This is a genomic window from Mucilaginibacter sp. OK283, assembly GCF_900110415.1.
Taxonomy (GTDB): domain Bacteria; phylum Bacteroidota; class Bacteroidia; order Sphingobacteriales; family Sphingobacteriaceae; genus Mucilaginibacter.
In genome coordinates, this window is record NZ_FODR01000009.1 from 44,193 (window position 1) to 64,118 (window position 19,926).

14 protein-coding genes and 1 tRNA gene are annotated in these 19,926 nt (G+C 43.8%); 13 read left to right on the forward strand and 2 right to left on the reverse strand.

Annotation, left to right across the window (positions count from 1 at the left end; all coding sequences use genetic code 11):
* The first annotated feature begins 23 nt into the window (after window positions 1–23).
* The 11 genes from BMX56_RS19755 (at window position 24) to BMX56_RS19815 (ending at window position 13,672) form a co-directional block, all read left to right on the forward strand.
* Complete coding sequence (locus BMX56_RS19755; RefSeq protein ID WP_090651411.1) at window positions 24–2,408, forward strand: hypothetical protein; 2,385 nt, start codon at window positions 24–26, stop codon at window positions 2,406–2,408.
* A gap of 204 nt (window positions 2,409–2,612) precedes the next feature.
* Window positions 2,613–2,686, forward strand: a tRNA-Asp gene (locus tag BMX56_RS19760).
* A 235-nt stretch (window positions 2,687–2,921) separates the two neighbouring features.
* Window positions 2,922–3,071: an Arm DNA-binding domain-containing protein gene (locus BMX56_RS19765; RefSeq protein WP_090651412.1), complete on the forward strand. Its 150-nt coding sequence runs from the start codon at window positions 2,922–2,924 to the stop codon at window positions 3,069–3,071.
* A gap of 218 nt (window positions 3,072–3,289) precedes the next feature.
* Window positions 3,290–4,192, forward strand: coding sequence for a site-specific integrase (locus BMX56_RS30405; protein WP_255369882.1), 903 nt, complete (start codon window positions 3,290–3,292; stop codon window positions 4,190–4,192).
* 388 nt (window positions 4,193–4,580) lie between these two features.
* Entirely contained in the window at window positions 4,581–5,024 is a 444-nt protein-coding gene (locus BMX56_RS19785) for a hypothetical protein (protein WP_143065486.1), read from the forward strand.
* Window positions 5,025–6,233: 1,209 nt separating this feature from the next.
* The gene (locus BMX56_RS19790) at window positions 6,234–7,904 is read left to right on the forward strand and encodes a vitamin K epoxide reductase family protein (RefSeq protein ID WP_090651417.1); all 1,671 of its coding nucleotides are present in this window, start codon (window positions 6,234–6,236) and stop codon (window positions 7,902–7,904) included.
* A 74-nt stretch (window positions 7,905–7,978) separates the two neighbouring features.
* Entirely contained in the window at window positions 7,979–8,242 is a 264-nt protein-coding gene (locus BMX56_RS19795; RefSeq protein ID WP_090651418.1) for a hypothetical protein, read from the forward strand.
* A 72-nt stretch (window positions 8,243–8,314) separates the two neighbouring features.
* The gene (locus BMX56_RS19800; RefSeq protein ID WP_143065487.1) at window positions 8,315–8,575 is read left to right on the forward strand and encodes a hypothetical protein; all 261 of its coding nucleotides are present in this window, start codon (window positions 8,315–8,317) and stop codon (window positions 8,573–8,575) included.
* A 450-nt stretch (window positions 8,576–9,025) separates the two neighbouring features.
* Window positions 9,026–10,141 carry a TlpA family protein disulfide reductase gene (locus tag BMX56_RS19805; protein ID WP_177183870.1) on the forward strand — a complete coding sequence of 372 codons (1,116 nt, stop codon included), beginning with the start codon at window positions 9,026–9,028 and terminating at the stop codon, window positions 10,139–10,141.
* Between the two features lie 11 nt (window positions 10,142–10,152).
* Window positions 10,153–12,339 (forward strand): peptidase domain-containing ABC transporter, encoded by a 2,187-nt coding sequence (locus BMX56_RS19810; protein ID WP_090651421.1) that lies wholly within the window; start codon window positions 10,153–10,155, stop codon window positions 12,337–12,339.
* A gap of 4 nt (window positions 12,340–12,343) precedes the next feature.
* A complete protein-coding gene (locus BMX56_RS19815) occupies window positions 12,344–13,672 on the forward strand; it encodes an HlyD family secretion protein (RefSeq protein ID WP_090651422.1) in 1,329 nt (442 codons plus the stop codon).
* Window positions 13,673–13,677: 5 nt separating this feature from the next.
* Here the strand turns inward: BMX56_RS19815 and BMX56_RS19820 are convergent, their stop codons facing one another.
* Together BMX56_RS19820 and BMX56_RS19825 are read right to left on the reverse strand one after the other, a co-directional pair.
* Complete coding sequence (locus tag BMX56_RS19820) at window positions 13,678–13,875, reverse strand: hypothetical protein (RefSeq protein ID WP_090651423.1); 198 nt, start codon at window positions 13,873–13,875, stop codon at window positions 13,678–13,680.
* Between the two features lie 243 nt (window positions 13,876–14,118).
* Window positions 14,119–14,757, reverse strand: coding sequence for an RNA polymerase sigma factor (locus BMX56_RS19825; RefSeq protein WP_090651424.1), 639 nt, complete (start codon window positions 14,755–14,757; stop codon window positions 14,119–14,121).
* Window positions 14,758–14,963: 206 nt separating this feature from the next.
* Here BMX56_RS19825 and BMX56_RS19830 point away from each other — a divergent pair, with 206 nt between their 5' ends.
* Both BMX56_RS19830 and BMX56_RS19835 read left to right on the forward strand, forming a co-directional pair.
* Window positions 14,964–16,127 carry a FecR family protein gene (locus tag BMX56_RS19830; protein ID WP_090651425.1) on the forward strand — a complete coding sequence of 388 codons (1,164 nt, stop codon included), beginning with the start codon at window positions 14,964–14,966 and terminating at the stop codon, window positions 16,125–16,127.
* A gap of 367 nt (window positions 16,128–16,494) precedes the next feature.
* Window positions 16,495–19,908: a SusC/RagA family TonB-linked outer membrane protein gene (locus BMX56_RS19835; protein ID WP_218152460.1), complete on the forward strand. Its 3,414-nt coding sequence runs from the start codon at window positions 16,495–16,497 to the stop codon at window positions 19,906–19,908.
* Window positions 19,909–19,926: the final 18 nt, after the last annotated feature.

The window sequence follows — 19,926 nt, forward strand, 5'->3', positions numbered from 1 at the left end:
GTTAAACAAACCAGCTTTTAGCTATGGGAAAACATAACAGAATTACTAAGACTATAGTTTCGTCGTTTTTGGTTTTATTGCTTGCACAAACAACGGGCTTTGCTCAGGTAATTGAGCAGGTAAAAAGCAGCTTTAACCAATACCGGCAGCACAACGTACAGGAAAAGATATATGTGCATACCGATAAAAGCGTGTACCTGCCGGGCGAAATTATTTGGTTTAAAATATATAGTGTTGATGCCTCTTTTCATCAGCTATTGAACCTGAGCAAGGTAGTTTATGTTGACGTAATAGATAATGGCCATAACGGTATAATGCAAGCTAAAATAGCTGTGAATTATGGCACAGGGAGCGGCTCGTTATACATACCCGTATCGGTAAGTAATGGCAACTATACCTTGCGCGCATATACCAATTGGATGAAAAATTTTAATCCCGATTATTATTTTGAAAAAAACATCACCATTATAAATCCGTTGAAGTTGCCTGATGCTTCTGCCAAAGAAACGGTGCCGGTTTACGATGTGCAATTTTTCCCTGAAGGGGGCAGTCTTGTGGGCGGTTTAAACAGTAAGGTAGCCTTTAAAGTTACTGCGCCCAATGGCAACGGACTTGCAATATACCGGGGGGCTGTAATTGACCAGCACAGCGATACGGTGGTACGCTTTGAGCCATTAAAGTTTGGTATTGGCAGTTTTACATTTACACCGGCGGCAAACAACAGCTACAAGGCTATTATTAAAACAAGCCAGGGTAATAAGATTATTAAAGAACTACCCGTGGTCAACAACCGGGGCTATGTAATGCAGCTAAAAGATAATGGAACCAATTTAGATGTTACAGTAAACTGCAATAGCGGCGACAATCAGGTGTTTCTTTTTGCGCATACAAGGCAATTGGTTAAAGCTGCTTTAAGTTCTTCGCTTAATTCGGGTGTGGCTACATTTAGCATCGATAAAAGCAAACTGGGCGAAGGCATATCGCATATAACCATTTTTAACAGCGCCAGGCAGCCGGTGTGTGAGCGTCTTTATTTTAAGCGTCCTAAACAGTTACTACAAATAGATGCGGCTGCCGACCAACCTCAATACGCTACACGAAAAAAAGTAAATATTAATGTGGGCACTAAAAGGGCAAACGGGGCTGCTGTGTTGGCTAATTTATCACTTTCGGTTTACCGGGTCGATTCGTTGCAGCAAATGGATGCTGATGATATATTTAACTATCTGTGGCTAAGATCGGACTTGAGGGGCAATATAGAATCGGCAGGTTATTACATCAAAAACCAAAACGCCGAAGCTGATGCCGCTATGGATAACCTGATGCTGTCGCAAGGCTGGCGCAGGTTCCAATGGAATAATATTCTAAATGGCGGGTCGTCGCCATTTAATTTTTTACCAGAGTATAATGACCATCTGATAAGCGCGAAAATAACCAACACACTAACGGGCGCTCCGGCAAAGGATATAGTAGCATATTTGAGTGTGCCGGGCAAAAGGGTACAATTATATGCATCCAGGAGTGATTCATTGGGTCGCCTTGTGTTTAATACCAAGCAGTTATTTGGCCCCGGTGAAGTAGTTGCCCAAACCAATCCCGAAAAAGATTCAACCTACCGGATTGATGTTTTGAGCCCCTTTTCGGAGCAATACAGTAAACGTATCACGCCCCAATTAGCCTTGTCTGCCGATTTACAAAAGGCCTTAGAGCAGCACAGCCTGGGCATGCAGGTACAAAATATATATGCCCTTAATAAAATCAAACGGTTTTATGATCCGGGTGTAGATAGTGCCGGTTTTTTTGCGCAGCCTTATAAAACCTATCTGCTGGATAACTACACCCGATTTACCACAATGGAAGAAGTGTTGCGCGAGTATGTGAGAGAAGACAATATAGTGCGCTCCAAGGGTAGGTACCACATTAAAGTATTGAACGAAAAAGGCTTTTTAGACGGCGACCCCATTGTTTTACTGGATGATGTGCCGGTATTTAATATAGATAAGGTAATGGCAATTGATCCCTTGAAGGTAAGAAAGCTTGAAGTAATAAGGGACAGATACTTTTATGGCCCAACCGTTAATGAGGGTGTATTTAGCTTTACCACCTACAAAGGCGACCTTGGCGGCGTTGAAATAGACCCACACGCAGTAGTTTTGGATTATGAAGGCTTGCAGTTAAAACGAGAGTTTTATTCGCCGGTTTATGATACCCAAAAAGCCGCCGATAGTCGGGTACCTGATTTCAGAAGCTTGTTGTTTTGGTCGCCAGATGTAAACACAAATGCTGTGGGTAAAGGCCTGGTATCGTTTTACACGTCGGATCAGAAGGGAAAATACGTCGTATCGGTGCAGGGAATTAGCGAAGAAGGCGACGCCGGCGCCCAGTATTTTAGTTTTGAAGTTAAATAAAAAAATAAATTTTAAGAAAATTATTAAAGAGATGGCCAACCCTATCGTTCTTTTTTCTTTGATATTGAGATAGTTATGGCGGGTGCAAAGACCGAGGTTAACATTGAAAAGCAGTTGAGGCGGCTAATAAAAGAGATTAAAGCAAGGTTTTTTAAAAAACCACTTGTGTAAACCAAAATGGTGCGTATATTTGCAGACCCAAACGGAGTGGTAGTTCAGCTGGTTAGAATGCCTGCCTGTCACGCAGGAGGTCGCGGGTTCGAGTCCCGTCCATTCCGCGGAAAACTAAAAAGCCTTACTGAGAAGTAAGGCTTTTCTGCATTTAAGCCCTTTTTAAGCGGTTTCTCACAAAAAAGCATATCAAATAAAATCAATTGTTTACAGCCTTGTAGGGTACCATTTCGGGTAACACTGAAAGTGCCGAAATTTGTTACCCTCGACCCTGTGCAATGCGCTATTAATCAGTGATTTGAGGGAAGGATGATTAAAATCATTCATTAAAAATTATTGAGTATGAAAATCAATGAGAGGGTATCATTATTAGTTATGCTGGAGAAATCCAGATTAACCATCGATGGCAAGGCACCTATTTTTATTCGGCTTACGGTTGACGGTAAGCGTGTGGGAATGTCGTTAGGACAAAAAGTACATCAAAAAAATTAGAACCAGGAAACTGGCTATGTGCGGGGAGCATCTATTGAAGCAAGACTGATTAATAACGCCATCGATGCCGCAACGTTAAAAGTCAGGCAGTTGTATGATCAGTTATGTGTCAACGAAGACTATGTTTCAGCTACCATGGTTAAGCAGACATACCTGGGGAAACGTGAAAGAGAAAAGACCTTGATGGACGTTATTGATTTTGTGATCGAGAGAGTTAAATTAAAAGTAGCAGGAGACAAACGGTCCCCGCCACACTAACCAAATGGAACACCGCTAAAGATAAAGTGGTTTCATTCCTTCAATCCGAATACAAAGCTAATGATATACCACTCAGTAAAGTCAAAATGTCCTTCGCGGAGGATTTTGTAGATTGTCTCACCCTTAAAGAACATATTGGGAACAATACCACCATGTGTTACCTAAAGAAAGTACGTTCTGTGCTAAAAACAGCTGTTGAAAGGGAATGGCTAAACAGGAATACTTTAAGTTCCTACCAATGCTCTTATATAGAGCCTGAAAAGGATATCCTTGACGAAAAGGAGTCGTTCACCCTTTATGAAAAGAAGATGGCTGTAGAGCGACTGGAAGACGTAAAAAACGCTTACCTGTTTATGTGCTTTACCGGCTTTGCCTATAAAGATGCCAGTAAATTAACCCGTGAGCACATAGTTAATTTTTTTGCCGGGGAGGAATGGATTGTAAAGAACAGGCAGAAAGTTACCAAAGCGATATGCAGGGAAAGCGTTCCGTTGTTGCCAATAGCCAAAGAGATCATCGAAAAATATAAAGACCATCCCTACTGCCTACAAAACGATGTGTTACTGCCCATCAGCAGCAATCAAAAATACAATGCCTACTTAAAGGAAGTTGCCGATATCTGCGGTATCAATAAAAATCTGACTACCCATACCGCCAGGCATACTTTTGCCACAACAGTTACGTTGGCCAATGGTGTTCCTATTGAAACAGTAAGCGCCATGTTAGGACATAAATCAATTAAGACAACACAGATCTATGCCAAAATAGTGGCCCAAAAAATCAGTACTGACATGAGCGACTTAAAGAAAAAGCTCATGATCAAGATGCCTAATCTGCAAAAACTAAATGAATTAGTGGCTTAATGAATGAAGAAAGCGGCGATGGAAACAATAAAGCCCCGGGATTGCCGGGGCCTTAATTCTTAAACTTGATTACGTTTTTATCGCTAAAAAGAGGCTTTATCAAGCATTACGGAACAAAATCACATAATTTTAGAGTAAAAGACAATAGCGAATTGAAATATCATAAACTTGAACACTTTGTATCAAAACCGAGATTAGACCGGTTTTTAAATGCTTGTGGTAACTCAAAATCAAAGGCGCAAAAACTATATATAATAAACCTTAGGGTATCCCAGGAAGCGTACCCGCTTTTAAACCTTTTTGAGATTTTCCTAAGAAATGCAGTCAACGAGAAGTCTCAGCTTATTTCACAGATACTGACTGGATGGTTAATCAGAAAAGCCGGTTTATGAGTAATCCTTCATTAGCCCCATCCCGGTATCAAATGCGAAATTCTGTTCAAAAGGCAGAAAATACCGTAATAGCGAAGGGGGCGGTAGTAACCTCGGGTAAGGTAATTGCCGAACAGACATTTGGTTTTTGGACCAGCCTGTTTGAAAATCACCATTTCAGATTAGTAGGTGGTGCTCCATTAAACAGTTTTCCGCTAAAGCCAGCCGCTGTTAACCGTAGCGTTATGGCAACCAAACTGAATGAGATTGGGCTGTTTAGAAACCGTGTTTACCACAACGAACCGATATGCTTTCTAAATAATAGGATTGATTTTGCTCATGTTCAAAGAATAATCCAAACGATTTACGATTTACTAAGCTGGATAGAACCAGACCTGGTAACATACGTGAATTATTTTGATAATATCAATAGCAAAATTGCTGCGGGAATGACTCTTTAAGTGGTCTGTTTTATATATTTAACAGTTTCGAGTTTTTTAAGTTGCGGATTTGCCCTTGAAGACATAACAAGTTCAAAAGAAACACCTAGCTTTAAAGGTTATCAATAACGATCAAATTATAATTTATCAAATCCCCAATGGCGAAACTGCAATTGACGTTCAATTGCACGATGAATCCGGCTCTCCCTTAAATCAACTAACAATATTATTTAAACGGGACAAGTTTTCTATTCCCAGACACTTAAAAATATATTCCTCGAAGGAGAATTAGAACGAATTTTAGTTGTTGCAAAAAATGCTAAAACTGCCAATGATGGAAAAACTTATGAGGTATAATATTTCAATCTCGATGTACACAAGCATCTAACCATCAGGGGTGAAGGTATAATTCCGTTCTTATAAAAATCTTTTACCAATGGCATTGTTTTTCCTTGTGGACAAAGTAAGCTTTCGATTAAAGCCCTTAAAGCAGGAGTCAAACGCCATCTCCGTCGAACTGCCGAGGATTGCCCGGTAGTTCGGCAGTCGGGAACCGGAGGTTATTAATGTAGATATTCCGAAGCCATTGATCACCAGAAATGGAAAAAAGCATCATCAGCAATAGTCAAGCTCAATTTTGCAGAACCCTATATTTTACGGCTTGAGATTGGGGATTTTACTAAAAATGAAGAGGCTACCACGGACATGCGGTAAAACCGACTACAAAAGAAAAAGTGGACAAACACATTATCCGCCACGGGTAAGCCTATTCCAGTAGATTTTATTTCACCTGAAAAAAAGGTAATCTTCCGAGCCGGAGCGACAAAGAAATGCAAAAATAAAAGATATCCGAGGTCATTTTTTAAACACCAGAATCCATCAAAATGCACTGCATGCTTGTTTCCTATATCATATTTGTATAATAGTTAAAAAGCAAAGAAAATAAACACAATTACATGAAAATTAATTCTTAATAAGAATAGATATTTGATATGTTTTTACAATTAACACAAAATTGTTACAAATGATATTTCTTTAATGGAAATCATGTGTATATTTTTAGGAAATTATTCTCTACGGAGTTAATTAACGTACCTAATACTTTAAAACAAATGAAACTATATTTACCAGAACGACACGCTCTCTCTTGAATTTCATCTTGACTTTTTCAAGGACCTAACCTTTCACCTAGCCTGCAAGCTATTCACTGGTCTTTCAATTAGAATTCTGATGATAAATTTGCTGAACAGGCTTTTAGAGCCTAAAATGAACGGGCCTGAGATCGCCCATTTATTCGCGACCTTGCTAAAGGTGGATATTTCGAACACGACGCTTGCTATAGAGATTGAAAATCACCCGGACTACCCCAGCCTGCTGAGTATCAGCGACGTCCTGAAGCAGATTGGCATAGATAATATCGGGCTTAGGATCGATGCTAAAAGGTTTTCAGAGATGCCGGTGCCGCTGATCGCCCAGATCAAAGGAAAACAGACCGGAGACGATTTTTTTACCGTGGTCAGGGAGGTCAAAGAAACACGGGTGGATTTTTTTGACCCGGAAAGCCATAAATGGAAAGCTATTCCGAAAGATCTTTTCCTGGAACGATCCTCAGGTGTAGTATTGCTGGCGGAAGCCTCAGCAGGTGCTGGCGAAAAAGATTATAAGATTAAGGTAAAACAGGAGCGGCAAAAGAAGACCGGGGCTTTCCTGGCCGCCTTGGCCATTCCTGCATTGGTCGTGCTCAGCGGGGTTATCGCGTTGGCGCAGGACAGGAACGCCATTTTCCCTTTTTTATTCTCACTGTTGACGGTCTGCGGGAGTATCATCGGCGGTTTACTGCTGTTATACGAACTGGACCAGCACAACCCTATCCTGCAACAAATTTGCTCCTCCGGAAAAAAGGTGAACTGCAGTTCCGTCCTGCAGTCAAAAGCTTCAAAAGTCATGGGACTTAGCTGGAGCATTATCGGCTTTACCTATTTCACCGGAATGCTCCTCCTCCTGTTGTCCGAAGGGATGACTAGCCCAAGAGTCCTATTCGTTTTGGCCTGGCTGAACACCGCGGCGCTGCCTTACATTTTGTTTTCGGTTTATTATCAATGGCGAATCGCCAAAAACTGGTGTATATTGTGTCTTTGCGTCCTGTTCACTTTAGGGATGCAGTTCCTTGTCGTAGCAACGCAAAACTGGTATGGCAGCATATCCCCGGACATGTTGAACTTAACCCTAGCCATGAAGATCCTGGTTTGTTTTGCATTCCCGCTCTTAGCTGTGAAATTGATCGTGCCGGCGCTTGAAGGGGCCAAAGAAGGGAAATACTTTAGAACAGAACTGCAAAAGCTGAAAAATGACAAGCTTGTCCTCGGGGCCTTGCTGAAAAAGCAAAAACAGGTCATCGCTGACCCCAGAGGCCTGGGAATTACGATCGGCAACCCAGAGGCCCCTTATAAGATAATCAAGGTCTGCAATCCATACTGCGGCCCTTGCGGAAGGGCGCATAAGGTCATCGAGGAATTCGTTGAACACAATCCCAACCTGCAGGTACAAATTATTTTCACCGCTACGACTTCAGATCTTGACCACAAGAAGCCACCCGTAAAACATCTTCTGGCGATCGCGCAGCGAAAAGACCCCGCCATGACCAGGAAAGCCCTTGATGACTGGTACCTCGCACCTGAAAAAGATTACGGGGCATTCGCGGCCAGGTATCCCATGAACGGCGAACTCCAGCAGCAGGAAGCCAGGATCGCGGGGATGTTTGCATGGTGCCGGGCGATGAAGATCGAATCGACCCCGACATTTTTTATTTCCTCAGCCGGAGAAGACTCTGCCTTTTCCAGGTTCCATCAGCTGCCGCCTGCTTACTCGATCGCTGACCTCAGGTATTTCTATCACGCTTAAGCAATAAGATCGTGCCTTGAAGTCGCCGGGCCTGATAATAGGCGGCCATCATTTACTTAAATTTTTATTATTTTATGAAAAAGTCAGAACTGGGATCGCTTTCCTACGCTGGTTCGGAAATGCTGTCCAGGGAGCAAATGAAAAATGTATTAGGTGGCTACGTGCAGCCCCCCAATGACGGCATTAAATGCAATTTCGGCACTTCTGCCGGCTGTGGGGTACTCGATGACTTCGACGGTTGTAGTGATTCCTCAAACCTGGATTCGTGTCAGGACGAGGCCGATGCAGCTTGCGAAAAATACGATTGCTGCTATGACGCGGCCTGCAAGTATGCTTAAAACCTTAAAAAAAAGCCGCGGACGTCGTGGCGCTTAAACAATCAATTCTTAACATTATTCGAGTTATTAATCATGAGAAATTCAACATTAAATTTATGGGCTTCAGGGGAGTCGGAGTTGCTTACACGGGATCAAATGAAAAATGTATTTGGTGGTTATGTGCAACCGCCAGACAATGTACAGTGCAATTTTTATTCGACAGGCACCGGATCATGCGCAGCCGCAGATGATATGCCTTCTAACTGCGGTGACCTTGATGCCTGCCAGGATAAGGCGGATTCCATCTGCGAGAAATATGATTGCTGTGATGATTCTACCTGCAAATATGCTTAATTAAGCGCCTGACCAGCCCGGTGGACCATAGGTTCGCCGGGTTTTTACAGGTACGCCAGTTCAAAACATCCTATTTTAAATTTCATGCGCCAATTCATTATCGCGTTCATTTTTTGCCTCATCTTTCAGCTCCGGGGCCTGTCCCAATCCAGGTTCAGGGTAAGCTATCAATTCGACGGAACCCAAAAAAGGGGCTTATATTTCCAGTTGCTCAGGCCACTGAGCAACAATCCGGGAGAGCACCTTCCCGCTTTCCCCCTGCTATCCATCGATACAGGGATAACGAACACCATAACCTGTGTTTTCGCCGTCAGGGATACCTCGATCTGTTTGTTCGCGGATGGGTTTGGACACGAATCATTCATTATACCGGGTGACCAACTGACGATCAGGGTCAAAAAGATGCCGAAAGCAGGGACGCGTGGGGCTGACAAGCTCAATGGGAAATTCATGAGCCCTTTTTTCTACGAATTTGACTACCAGGGCCCCAATAAAAATATTTACACACTTTTCGACTCGCTGACCTACCATACCGGCGGCTTGTTCGCAGGTGGAGATATTGGCTTCAAAGAAGTCGGGCACGATGTAAAAGTGTTCTTTGATACCGTTACCAATCAATACCAGGCCAGGCTGAAATACCTGGATTACTATGCCCGCAAGTACAAACTTCCGAAGACCATACACCAACTGGCCTTTATGGAAATCAAAGCCGATTACGTCGGCAATTTGCTCGAACCGATGCAGAATATCGTAAAAGACCTTGATTTTCAAGACTACCCCAGGGGCTATATCGATAGTTTGAACAATATAAATTTCAATGATCCCCGTTCATTCTTCCGCTCGAGAGAGTTCGCGCTTAAGGCCTATTATTATATGCTGTTGTACCAAAACCGTCCGCGGCTCAGCAGCAGGCTGGATGATGAAGAAACCTTCAGAAGGGTTTTCCGGACGATCAATAAACATTACGATAACAAACAGATACAGGAACGGCTTTTAGCGACTTTACTCATTAACAATCACAAGCACCCTTTCAGCTCATTTGATTCCGTACTTAATGTTTACCATGAGCGTTACCCTTCATCGGTCTACAGGAAAAATATTGACTCACTGTACTTCAACTACAAATCAAGGCCGCGGGGAACAGTAGCGGACGTGCTTGCGGGCCAGCTCGTCGACCCCGCCGGGAACAAAGCGACCTTATCAGACCAGGTAGGTGAAGGGCCGACGGTCATCGATTGCTGGGCCTCCTGGTGCGTACCCTGCCTGCAACAGTTCCCTTTCTCCGAGGAACTGGAAAAGAAATACGCCGGGAAAGTGAAGTTCCTGTACCTATCCTTTGACCGGGAACCTTCAAAGTGGAGAATGAAATCGCAAACCCTCGGTCTGAAGAATTCCTTCCTCCTACCGGACGATTTCAAATCAAGCCTCGCGAACTATTTTGAGATCACCGCGATACCGCGCTACATCATCATCAACAATAAAAATGAAGTGGTATCGCCGGACGCCCCGAGACCTTCGAATAAGGCCGCCCTCGAAAAAATATTAAACAAATTGCTTAAAAACTAGTCCCGCATCTCATGGCCTTCCCCTTTTATCGCCAACTCAATGTCATGGACTGTGGGCCGACCTGCCTCCGGATGGTATCTAAATATTACGGCAAACATTACAGTGCCGATACCTTAAGGCAAAAAGCGGGTTACAGCAAACAGGGCGTTTCCCTTTTAGGCATCAGCGAAACTGCGGAACGGATCGGCTTCCGTACCAGGGGTCTGCAGATCAGTTTTGAAAAGCTGCTTGCGGCGCCGCTGCCGGCTATCCTGCACTGGGACCAGAACCATTTTGTGGTCCTCGTCTCCGCGGGCAAAAAACAAATCCGGATCGCTGATCCCGGGGAAGGCATAGTCACCTATGACAAACAGGAATTCCTGCATTTCTGGCTGTCGAACGGATCGGCCGAAAAAGGAGCTACCGGGACCCTCCTGCTCCTGGAACCAACCAGCGACTTTTACAAGAACGAAGGCGAGGAACAACAAAAACTGGGCTGGGGCATCATTCTTCAATATTTCCGCCAAACCAGGCCCCAGCTGATCAGCATATCCGTTTCGATCATTGTCGGTTCCATCTTACAGCTGATATTCCCCTTTCTGACCCAAAGCATCGTCGATACCGGCATCAACACCCATAATTTATCGTTCATTACGGTCATTCTCTGCGCCCAGCTTATGCTGACCTTCAGCACGACCGTCATCGGTTTTATCAGAAGCAGGTTACAATTACGGGTCTCCAATGTCATCAACATATCGATCCTCTCAGATTTCTGGATCAAACTGACCCGCCTGCCACTATCTTATTTCGACCTGCACCAGACCGGTGACACCCTGCAACGCCTGGAAGACAATAAACAGGTTCAATCCTTCCTGACCGGCCAAACACTGACCACCGTATTCTCTTTGTTCAGCTTCGTTGTCTACGCCGCTGTACTGGTATTATACAGCGTCCAGCTATTTCTGGTATTCCTGGTCGGGAACCTCGCTTATTTCGGCTGGATCAGGATCTTCATGGGTATCCGCCGGAAAATAAACTATGAAACCTTCCGGCTTTCCTCGAAAGAGAACAATTCAACACTTGAACTGATCCAGGGGATGCAGGAGATCAGGCTGAACAACGCGGAGAAACAGAAACGATGGCGCTGGGAAAATATCCAGGCCAATGTCTTCCGCTTAAATTTCAGGAGCCTCAATTTCAGCCAATGGCAATCCGCCGGCGGCTTGTTCATATCCCAAACCAAAGACATCGTGATCACGTACATGGTCGCCCAGATGGTCGTTAAGGGAGAGCTCACCTTAGGTACCATGCTGGCCATCCAGTATATTATCGGGCAGCTCAACAGCCCTGTCAGCCAGTTCATCTCGCTTTCCCAGAACCTCCAGGATGCCAAAATAAGCATGGAACGCCTGAACGAGATCCATGAGCTGTCGAGCGAGGAACCCGATAACAAGGTATTCTCCCAGCTCCTGCCCGCGGACAAATCCCTCTACTTTAAGGACCTGTCATTTTCCTACCCGGGTGCTGGTAACGAACCCGTTCTGAGGAACATCAACCTGGAGATTCCGCAACAACAGGTCACTGCGATCGTTGGCACCAGCGGCAGCGGTAAAACCACGCTTCTAAAGATACTGCTCCGGATATATGACCGCTACCATGGTGAATTGAAAGTCGGGGACACTCATCTGAAACAGATCAGCCATTCTTTCTGGCGGAGCAGATGCGGAGCTGTTTTACAGGATGGCTATATTTTTAACGACACGATCGCCAATAATATCGCCGTCGGGGACGATCATGTAGACCAGGACAGGTTGATCCAAAGCTGTTCCATAGCCAACCTGTTAAGCTTCATCGAGTCGCTCCCTAACGGGCTGAATACCAGGCTGGGTGCCGAAGGTATCGGTATCAGCCAGGGGCAGCGGCAGCGCCTGCTGATCGCGCGCGCGGTATACAAACAACCGCAATTCCTGTTTTTCGATGAAGCTACGAATGCCCTCGACGCCAATAACGAGAAAGCCATCGTCCGCCAACTCGATCATTTTTTCAAGGACAGGACCGTGATCGTCGTCGCCCACCGCTTAAGCACCGTCAGGAATGCCGATAAAATAGTTGTACTGCATGAAGGCAGGATCGTAGAAGAGGGTACGCACCAGGAGTTGACCGAGCTCCAGGGGCATTATTATGAATTAGTCAAAAACCAGTTGGAATTAGGTAGTTAAACGCATGAACGATACCATTGAAAAAACCATCGCCTCACAGAAAAGGGACCTCTCTAAAACCATCCTCCAGCGCTCAGAACTGGCCCAGGAACTGATCACCACCAAATCCGGCCTGCTGGAGCGTATGGGCATCTATATCTTTATCGGTGTCCTGGCAATTGTGGTGCTGGCAGCCTGGCTGATCAAATATCCGGATACCATCATTGTAAAATCAAAACTGACCAGTCAGAACGCGCCTAAAGAACTCCTGGCCAGACAGGACGGCCGCCTGGTCAGGTTATTCGTACGAAACGGCCAATCACTGAAACAACACCAGGTGATTGGCTGGCTTGAAAGTACAGCCAGTCATTCAGAAGTTATCGACCTCTCCGCGAAAATAGAAAGCTGTACCCGGTTGCTGGACATGAACCGGATGGCGGAGGCCTCCGCTCAATTCAGTACCACTTATGGTCAGCTCGGAGAAATTCAGCAAACGTACCAGCAGTTTATGAACTCGGTTCAACAATTTAATGATTACATGGTGAATGGATTCTACGATCGAAAGAAGCGGAGCCTGGAAGATGATATCCTCGCGTTAGATAGCGCCAGCCGGACTATCAGGTTCAAAAGGACTTTAACAGAGCAAGACCTACGATTGGCCAATGAATCTTTCGACATGAATAGAAAACTTTATAAGGAGAAAGTGATCACTACAGAAGAGTACCGAAGCCAGAACAGTAAACTGATCAGCAAACAAATATCGATTCCTGAATTAGATGCTGCAGTACTGGCCAACTTAACTTCGAAACGTGAGAAACAAAAAGACCTTGATCAGCTCGACCATGATTTCGCACAGGAAAAAGAACTTTTTGTTCAAAACCTCCAATCCTTAAAAAGTCGGGTCGACGACTGGCTGCTCAAATATGTGCTAAGTTCCCCTACCAGCGGACAGGTATTTTTCACACTTCCCCTGCAGGAGAACCAATATCTTCGCGGAGGAACTGTCTTAGGTTATGTAAGTCCCAATGAAGGGTCGCTGTATGCTGAGGTTTACCTGCCACAGAACAACTTTGGGAAGATCGACACGGGCAAATACGTTGAACTTCGCTTTGACGCCTACCCTTACCAGGAAACAGGCTATGTTGCAGGCAAACTTGATTTCATTTCAAGCATTCCTTCAGACAGCGGTTTCCTGGCGAGCGTACGCCTGACCAAAGGGCTGCTTACCAACAGCCGACACATCATTCCGTTTAAAACCGGACTCACCGGACAAGCTGTCATCATCACCCGGAATATGCGATTGGGTAGCCGGCTTTACTATACGATATTAAAATCCACGTCAGCAAATAAATAAATCCTTTAGTAACCAACCGGGTTACTCATATATAGAAGATGTAAATCAGAAAACCGCGCCTCATCTTGCCTGATTTTATAAATCTTATCCAAAAAGAAATTTAAACCGAAAATCCTGTCTGTAAATATCGGCCAGCCGATATCATAGCGATGAGGGAATAGCTCAAAGCGTCCACGGAATTTGAAATAGGTATCCGATGTCATAAGATTATTATACGTTTTCAATAAACGATATATTATAATTTGGTTTATCAGATTTCATAAGAAATATTAATTATCGAAAGGATTCGATTACCCTATGGGCTGAGCCAAAGTACCGAGAACAACTATTTCTTTAGCCCAAATGAGAAATTCTTTGAACACTTATTTGAGTTTTTGGAGGCTGTTGAACCAATTTTGAAAACTGAAAATAATGGTTCAACGACTACTGATGTTTCTACCAGTTGATCAGTGTAGTAGATGCAATAAGTTGTCAGGGTCGGGGATTATGCTGGACACGGAATAGAAGAACAATAAGAAGACAAGAGCGATGTCTTGATTTTTAAGTAGGTATTCTCGCACGAGCTTCATCGATTGGGTCATGTGGCTGTTGACGGTTGGTACGGAGATACCCAATTCCAGGCCGGTTTCTTCGTAGGTTTTGCCTTCGATCTTGCAGCGGGTGAAAACCTCGCGACGCTGTGGCGATAACTGGTCAATGGCTTTTTGCAGAAGTTCGCGGCTTTCTTTGGTTTCCAGCAGGATGTCTGAATGCAGGTAATAATCTGTGGCGTTCAGCAGTAATCTGGCAACCAGTCTCTTGTTTTTGGCGATCCGGCGGAAATGATCATAAACCAGATGTTGTGCAATAGTAAACAGGTAGGCTTCAAAAGATTGTTGGGGATCGATATCTTCCCTGTTTTGCCATAATTTAAGAAACAGGTCTTGAACGAGCTCATCAGCTACGGCTTCGTCTTTAACCAGCGAAAAGACGCGGCGATAAATTGGGCGGAAACAGGTACTGTATAGTTTGTTAAAGGCACGTTCGTCATTGTTGTGGAGTCGTGCCAACAAGTACTGTAGTTCCGTATCCTCAAATAATTTCACGCTGCCAATAGTTTAAAGAATTTACTAATGTAACAATTATCGATTATTTCTCAACTACCAACGGTTTCAGCACAATAAAAATATTTTATTTTTTATGAATTTTTATCTTTGATTATCAGCTTCTTATGATATAGTTGAAAATTATTGGCCTTTTGATTCATTGGTTTTTTTTCCATTGACGTATTACCACAACAAATGCTTGAATTATGGATGGAAGTCAACGGGGTTTATGGGAACGCTTTATTCGGAACGAATGCACGACAGCAGAAATCGAAGCTTTATTGGCACAATTTAACAATGCTGGCAATGAAACCGATTTGCTTACGCTGATCGAAGCAGAACTGCATAAAGAGGCAACCCAGATTGATCATGCCTTACCAGACCTGGAACAGAAGGAGAATGAAATATATGCAGCCTTATTGCCACATATCCGGATGGAACGCAAACCATCTTTATGGCCGCGCATTGCTGCCGCAGCTTCCATCGTGGTATTATTAGGATTTGGCGGTTATTTTGCGTTGCACAAGAAGCATACATCGGTACAATTAGTGCAAAATCATATACAAGTTATTGCCCCGGGACAAAATCGGGCAACGTTAACTTTGGCCAATGGCCAAAAAATCGTTTTGGCTAAAGGTTTGAAAGGGCAATTAGCTGTACAGGGCGGGACGGTTATTCAGGCCAGCGACAATGATATTACTTACAACATTACTGATAAAGAAGAGACAGTTAGTTATAATATCTTATCCACAGCGAAGGGCGAACAGTCTCCCTATCCATTGATTTTGGCGGATGGTACCAAGGTGTGGCTGGATGCCGCTTCTTCAATCACATTTCCAACGGCTTTTACCGGCAAGCAGCGCAAAGTCCGACTCACTGGACAAGGTTATTTTGAAGTAAGTCATAATCCGGCTATACCATTTATTGTGGAAACGTCCAAATCTGAGGTGCTGGTATTGGGTACACATTTTAATGTATCGGCATATGACGATGATCTTGAAACTAAAACAACGTTGTTGGAAGGTTCAGTGAGAATAAAAGGCAAAACTGCAACCGGCATACTAAAGCCTGGAGAACAAGCTGTATTAACGGACAATGACCGACTGTCAATAATTAAAGACGTAGATACTGAAACGGCGGTTGCATGGAAGAATGGATTGTTTGTATTTAAAAATGCGAGTATCGAGCAGGTTATGATGAATGCTTCACGCTGGTACGATATAAATATTAAATACGAAGGAAACGTTCCTAAAAGAAAGCTTAACGGAAGGATGTCACGCGCAGCGGATATCTCAGAGTTGTTGGGAATATTACAATTTGGAGGCATTAAATATCGGATAGAAGGAAAAAATATCATTGTTGCTAATTAGATAAAAGCAGGTTCATCATGGGAAGGCCAATCTATTGAATATCTGATATAGTAACGGATTTAATAAACAACCAATTATTTATTTAAAAAACTAATTATGGAGAAAGAACTACGAACAACCAACTAAAAAACTGATACCCTTAATAATTATATATAGCCTATTAGTGTAATATCCTTATTACGCGGTTGGTCTGTATAAATAAAAACCGGGGAGTGCTGTAACACTTTCCCGGCTTATATCTGGGTATCCAATCATCAGAAGTAACCAATTTAAATCTAACGTTTAACCCAAACTAACCAAAATTATGAAAATTAATTTAAAGTGCGCGGAAGCGTCATGGCGCACTATGTCCCAAATTTTTCTAATTATGAAGCTAACGATTGTCATATTGATTATAGCATTTGCACAAGTAAGTGCAAAAAGCTTTGGTCAGCTAATTACACTTCATGAAAAGAATGTGTCTGTAGACAAAGTTTTATCATTAATAGAAACCCAAACAGGATATCATTTTGTATACTACGATAATCTTGATATTCTTAAATCAAAAACTTTAAATATTAATGTAGAAAAGCAGACCATTGCCGATGTTCTCGACCAGTGCCTCAATGGTATGCCGGTAAGTTATAGAATATTCAAAAAGACCATCGCTTTAAAGGAGACTGAGCCATTACAAACTGCAAAGCCGGTTATTGCTGTTCAAAAGATCAGTGGAACTGTTACCGACGACAAAGGCGCGCCATTACCCGGAGCATCTGTAATATTAAAAGATACTAAAAAAGGTACTGTGACCAATGCAGAGGGACAATTTTCAATTGATGCCAAACCTGGCGACGTGCTCGTTATTTCTTTCATAGGCTTTCAAACCAGGGAGGTTGTAATTGGTTCGCAATCGAATATTGAAGTCAGAATGACCGCTTTTGCCAACTCATTAAATGAATTGGTGGTTGTAGGATACGGCACGCAAAAAAAGGTTAACTTAACCGGGGCAGTTGCCAGCGTGGGTGCCGATAAACTGGAAAGCAGGCCGATTGTAAACCTTGGAGATGGTTTAAACGGCTTGATCCCTAATTTGAATGTTAACCTTAACAACGGACAGCCTGGCACCGGGGCCAGTTATAGCGTAAGAGGGTATACAACCATAAGCGGTAGCCCAAATCCGCTAATATTGGTTGATGGGGTACAGCGCGACCCCAACCTGATAGACCCTAATGATGTGGCGAGTGTATCGGTATTGAAAGACGCCGCTTCAGCGGCTATTTACGGGGGGCGGGCGGCTTTTGGTGTGATCCTGATTACCACCAAAACCGGCAAAAAAGGCGCTACACAAATTACGTACTCGGGCTCCTACACTTCATCTCGGCCAACCAAAATGCCTGATTATATCAATTCCAAGGATTACCTGAATATGTTTAACGCCGCCCAAAGATCGGGCGCGAAAAGTGGCGGTTATACGTCCAACGATCCTTTTACCGCCCAGGATTCCACTAATATCATGGCTTATTTTAACGATCCTGCCCATAACCCTTCGGCATACGTGGATCCCGGCAACCCGCAGCGCTACCGTTATGTAGGCAATACCGACTGGATCAAGGTATTATATCCCGGCTGGGCACCTCAGCAACAGCACTATTTGTCGGTATCCGGTGGCGAGGGGAAAACAACCTACTCGGCCAATATGGGTTATTTTACCCAGAACGGATTGGAAAAAGTAGCCAACCAGGTATATAAAAGGTATACGCCAAGCTTAAAGATTGTATCGGATGTTACCAAGTGGCTTACATTTAATTTCAATATGTCCATGACGCATACTGATAATAATCAAAGCGCCTATACTAACCAGTCCAATCAGGGCGGTGCATGGATCCCGAACGACCTGCGCCCTTTGATGCCCGTGTATAACCCTGATGGCAACTTTTCAGGCCAGGGTAATTATACAAATCCTGTAGCGGTTATAAAGCAGAATGGCCGGGATATCAACTCCGAAAACGATTTCTGGACAACCGGCCGCATTATATTAAACCCGGTTAAGCACCTTACCATTACGTCAGATTATACCTGGAACAGCTATACCGCGTTTGACAGGGAACAGGTTATCCCCTTTAACGAATACGGTGTCGACGGCGCTTTTTTAAATATATTCCCCCATACCAATCCATCCAGGGTATCTGAATACCGGCATAATGATAATTACAATGCCTTTAACGCTTATGCCACGTATGAAAACACTTTTGGAACTAAAAACTATTTTAAAGCGCTTGCAGGATATAACCAGGAGTATTTTCATTATGTACTAAGCAATGCCACTGCCCACAACCTGATAGACCCTGCGTTGCCGGCAATTGGCACTAATAATGATCCAAAACCTACAGTAAACGGAGCTGAAACGCAATCTGCATTAATCGGCACTTTTTTCAGGTTGAACTATATATATGATAAAAGGTACCTGTTAGAGGTAAACGGCAGGTACGATGGCACATCACGTTTCCCGGCTAATCACCGCTATGCCTTCTCTCCATCAGTATCGGCTGGCTGGAACATAGCCGAAGAAAGCTTTATGGCTGGGCTTAAAAGTACCATTGATGAATTAAAGATCAGGGCTTCTTATGGCCAGTTACCCAATCAGCAGGCATCAAACGGTGTATCTTCATCGGCGCAGTATCCTTATATAGCTACGCAAAGCACAGGTACGGTTAACTATTTATTCAATAACCTGCCGGGTGTTACTGTTGGTGCGCCGGGCCTTATCAGCACTACCCTTACCTGGGAAAAAGTGCAGACAAAAAATATAGGTTTAGATTATGCTTTGTTAAACAGCCGGCTAAGCGGCAGTTTTGACTACTTTATTACCGATACTAAAAACATGCTGGTTGCCGGGCAACAATTGCCGGCAGTTTTAGGTACGGGTGCGCCGTTAAGAAATGCTGCCGACCTGAGAACAAAAGGCTGGGAGTTGAGTGTGAGCTGGAAAGACCGCATGTTTGATAAGCAGCTGTTTTACAGCATTAGCCTTGGCCTGTCTGATTCCAGGAGCACCATAACCAGGTACGACCTTAACCCAACATTAAGCATAGGCGATTATTATCCGGGCCAGAAACTTGGCAGTATCTGGGGCTTTGTAAGCGATGGCTTTTACAAAACCGATGCCGATGCAGCAAAAGTTGATAACAGCGCACTCGCCGGGTACACCTGGCTTGCCGGGGATATTAAATATGCCGACCTGAATAACGATGGAAAGATTAGCTACGGCAGCAATACGGTAACAAACCCGGGCGATCAAAAAATTATAGGTAATACTACCCCACGCTACCGTTTTGGGGTTAATTTAAACCTGGCATACAAAAGTTTTGATTTCGCTGCTTTTTTCCAAGGGATCTTAAAAGGTAATTTTGTACCTAACGACTACGTTTTTTACGGATTTAAAGGTAACGAGTGGAATATCCCCTATGGGTACGCAACAGACTACTGGACGCCACAAAACCCAAATGCCTATTTTTCGCGTCCGAGGTTTAATGGTTCGGGAAACCAGCAAACCCAAACCATGTATTTGCAAAATGCTGCTTACTGTCGCGTAAAACAAATAACCCTGGGTTATTCGCTTCCGGCACAGCTTATTAATAAACTAAGCCTGCATAAGGTGAGGGTATATGTTACCGGCGCCAACCTTTTTACCATAACATCCATGTTTAAAGGTTACGACCCTGAAATTGTGAGTAATGGCGGCAATTTTGGCACATATCCCATCAATAAATCGGTATCGTTTGGCCTGCAGGCCACTTTATAAACTAATTTAAATCGTTAA

Coding starts and splice junctions, on each gene's coding strand:
- BMX56_RS19755 (WP_090651411.1), top strand. CDS start 24: ATGGGAAAACATAACAGAATTACTAAGACTATAGTTTCGTCGTTTTTG.
- BMX56_RS19790 (WP_090651417.1), top strand. CDS start 6,234: ATGATAAATTTGCTGAACAGGCTTTTAGAGCCTAAAATGAACGGGCCT.
- BMX56_RS19795 (WP_090651418.1), top strand. CDS start 7,979: ATGAAAAAGTCAGAACTGGGATCGCTTTCCTACGCTGGTTCGGAAATG.
- BMX56_RS19785 (WP_143065486.1), top strand. CDS start 4,581: ATGAGTAATCCTTCATTAGCCCCATCCCGGTATCAAATGCGAAATTCT.
- BMX56_RS19810 (WP_090651421.1), top strand. CDS start 10,153: ATGGCCTTCCCCTTTTATCGCCAACTCAATGTCATGGACTGTGGGCCG.
- BMX56_RS19835 (WP_218152460.1), top strand. CDS start 16,495: ATGAAGCTAACGATTGTCATATTGATTATAGCATTTGCACAAGTAAGT.
- BMX56_RS19805 (WP_177183870.1), top strand. CDS start 9,026: ATGAGCCCTTTTTTCTACGAATTTGACTACCAGGGCCCCAATAAAAAT.
- BMX56_RS19800 (WP_143065487.1), top strand. CDS start 8,315: ATGAGAAATTCAACATTAAATTTATGGGCTTCAGGGGAGTCGGAGTTG.
- BMX56_RS19830 (WP_090651425.1), top strand. CDS start 14,964: ATGGATGGAAGTCAACGGGGTTTATGGGAACGCTTTATTCGGAACGAA.
- BMX56_RS19820 (WP_090651423.1), bottom strand. CDS start 13,875: ATGACATCGGATACCTATTTCAAATTCCGTGGACGCTTTGAGCTATTC.
- BMX56_RS19765 (WP_090651412.1), top strand. CDS start 2,922: ATGAAAATCAATGAGAGGGTATCATTATTAGTTATGCTGGAGAAATCC.
- BMX56_RS19815 (WP_090651422.1), top strand. CDS start 12,344: ATGAACGATACCATTGAAAAAACCATCGCCTCACAGAAAAGGGACCTC.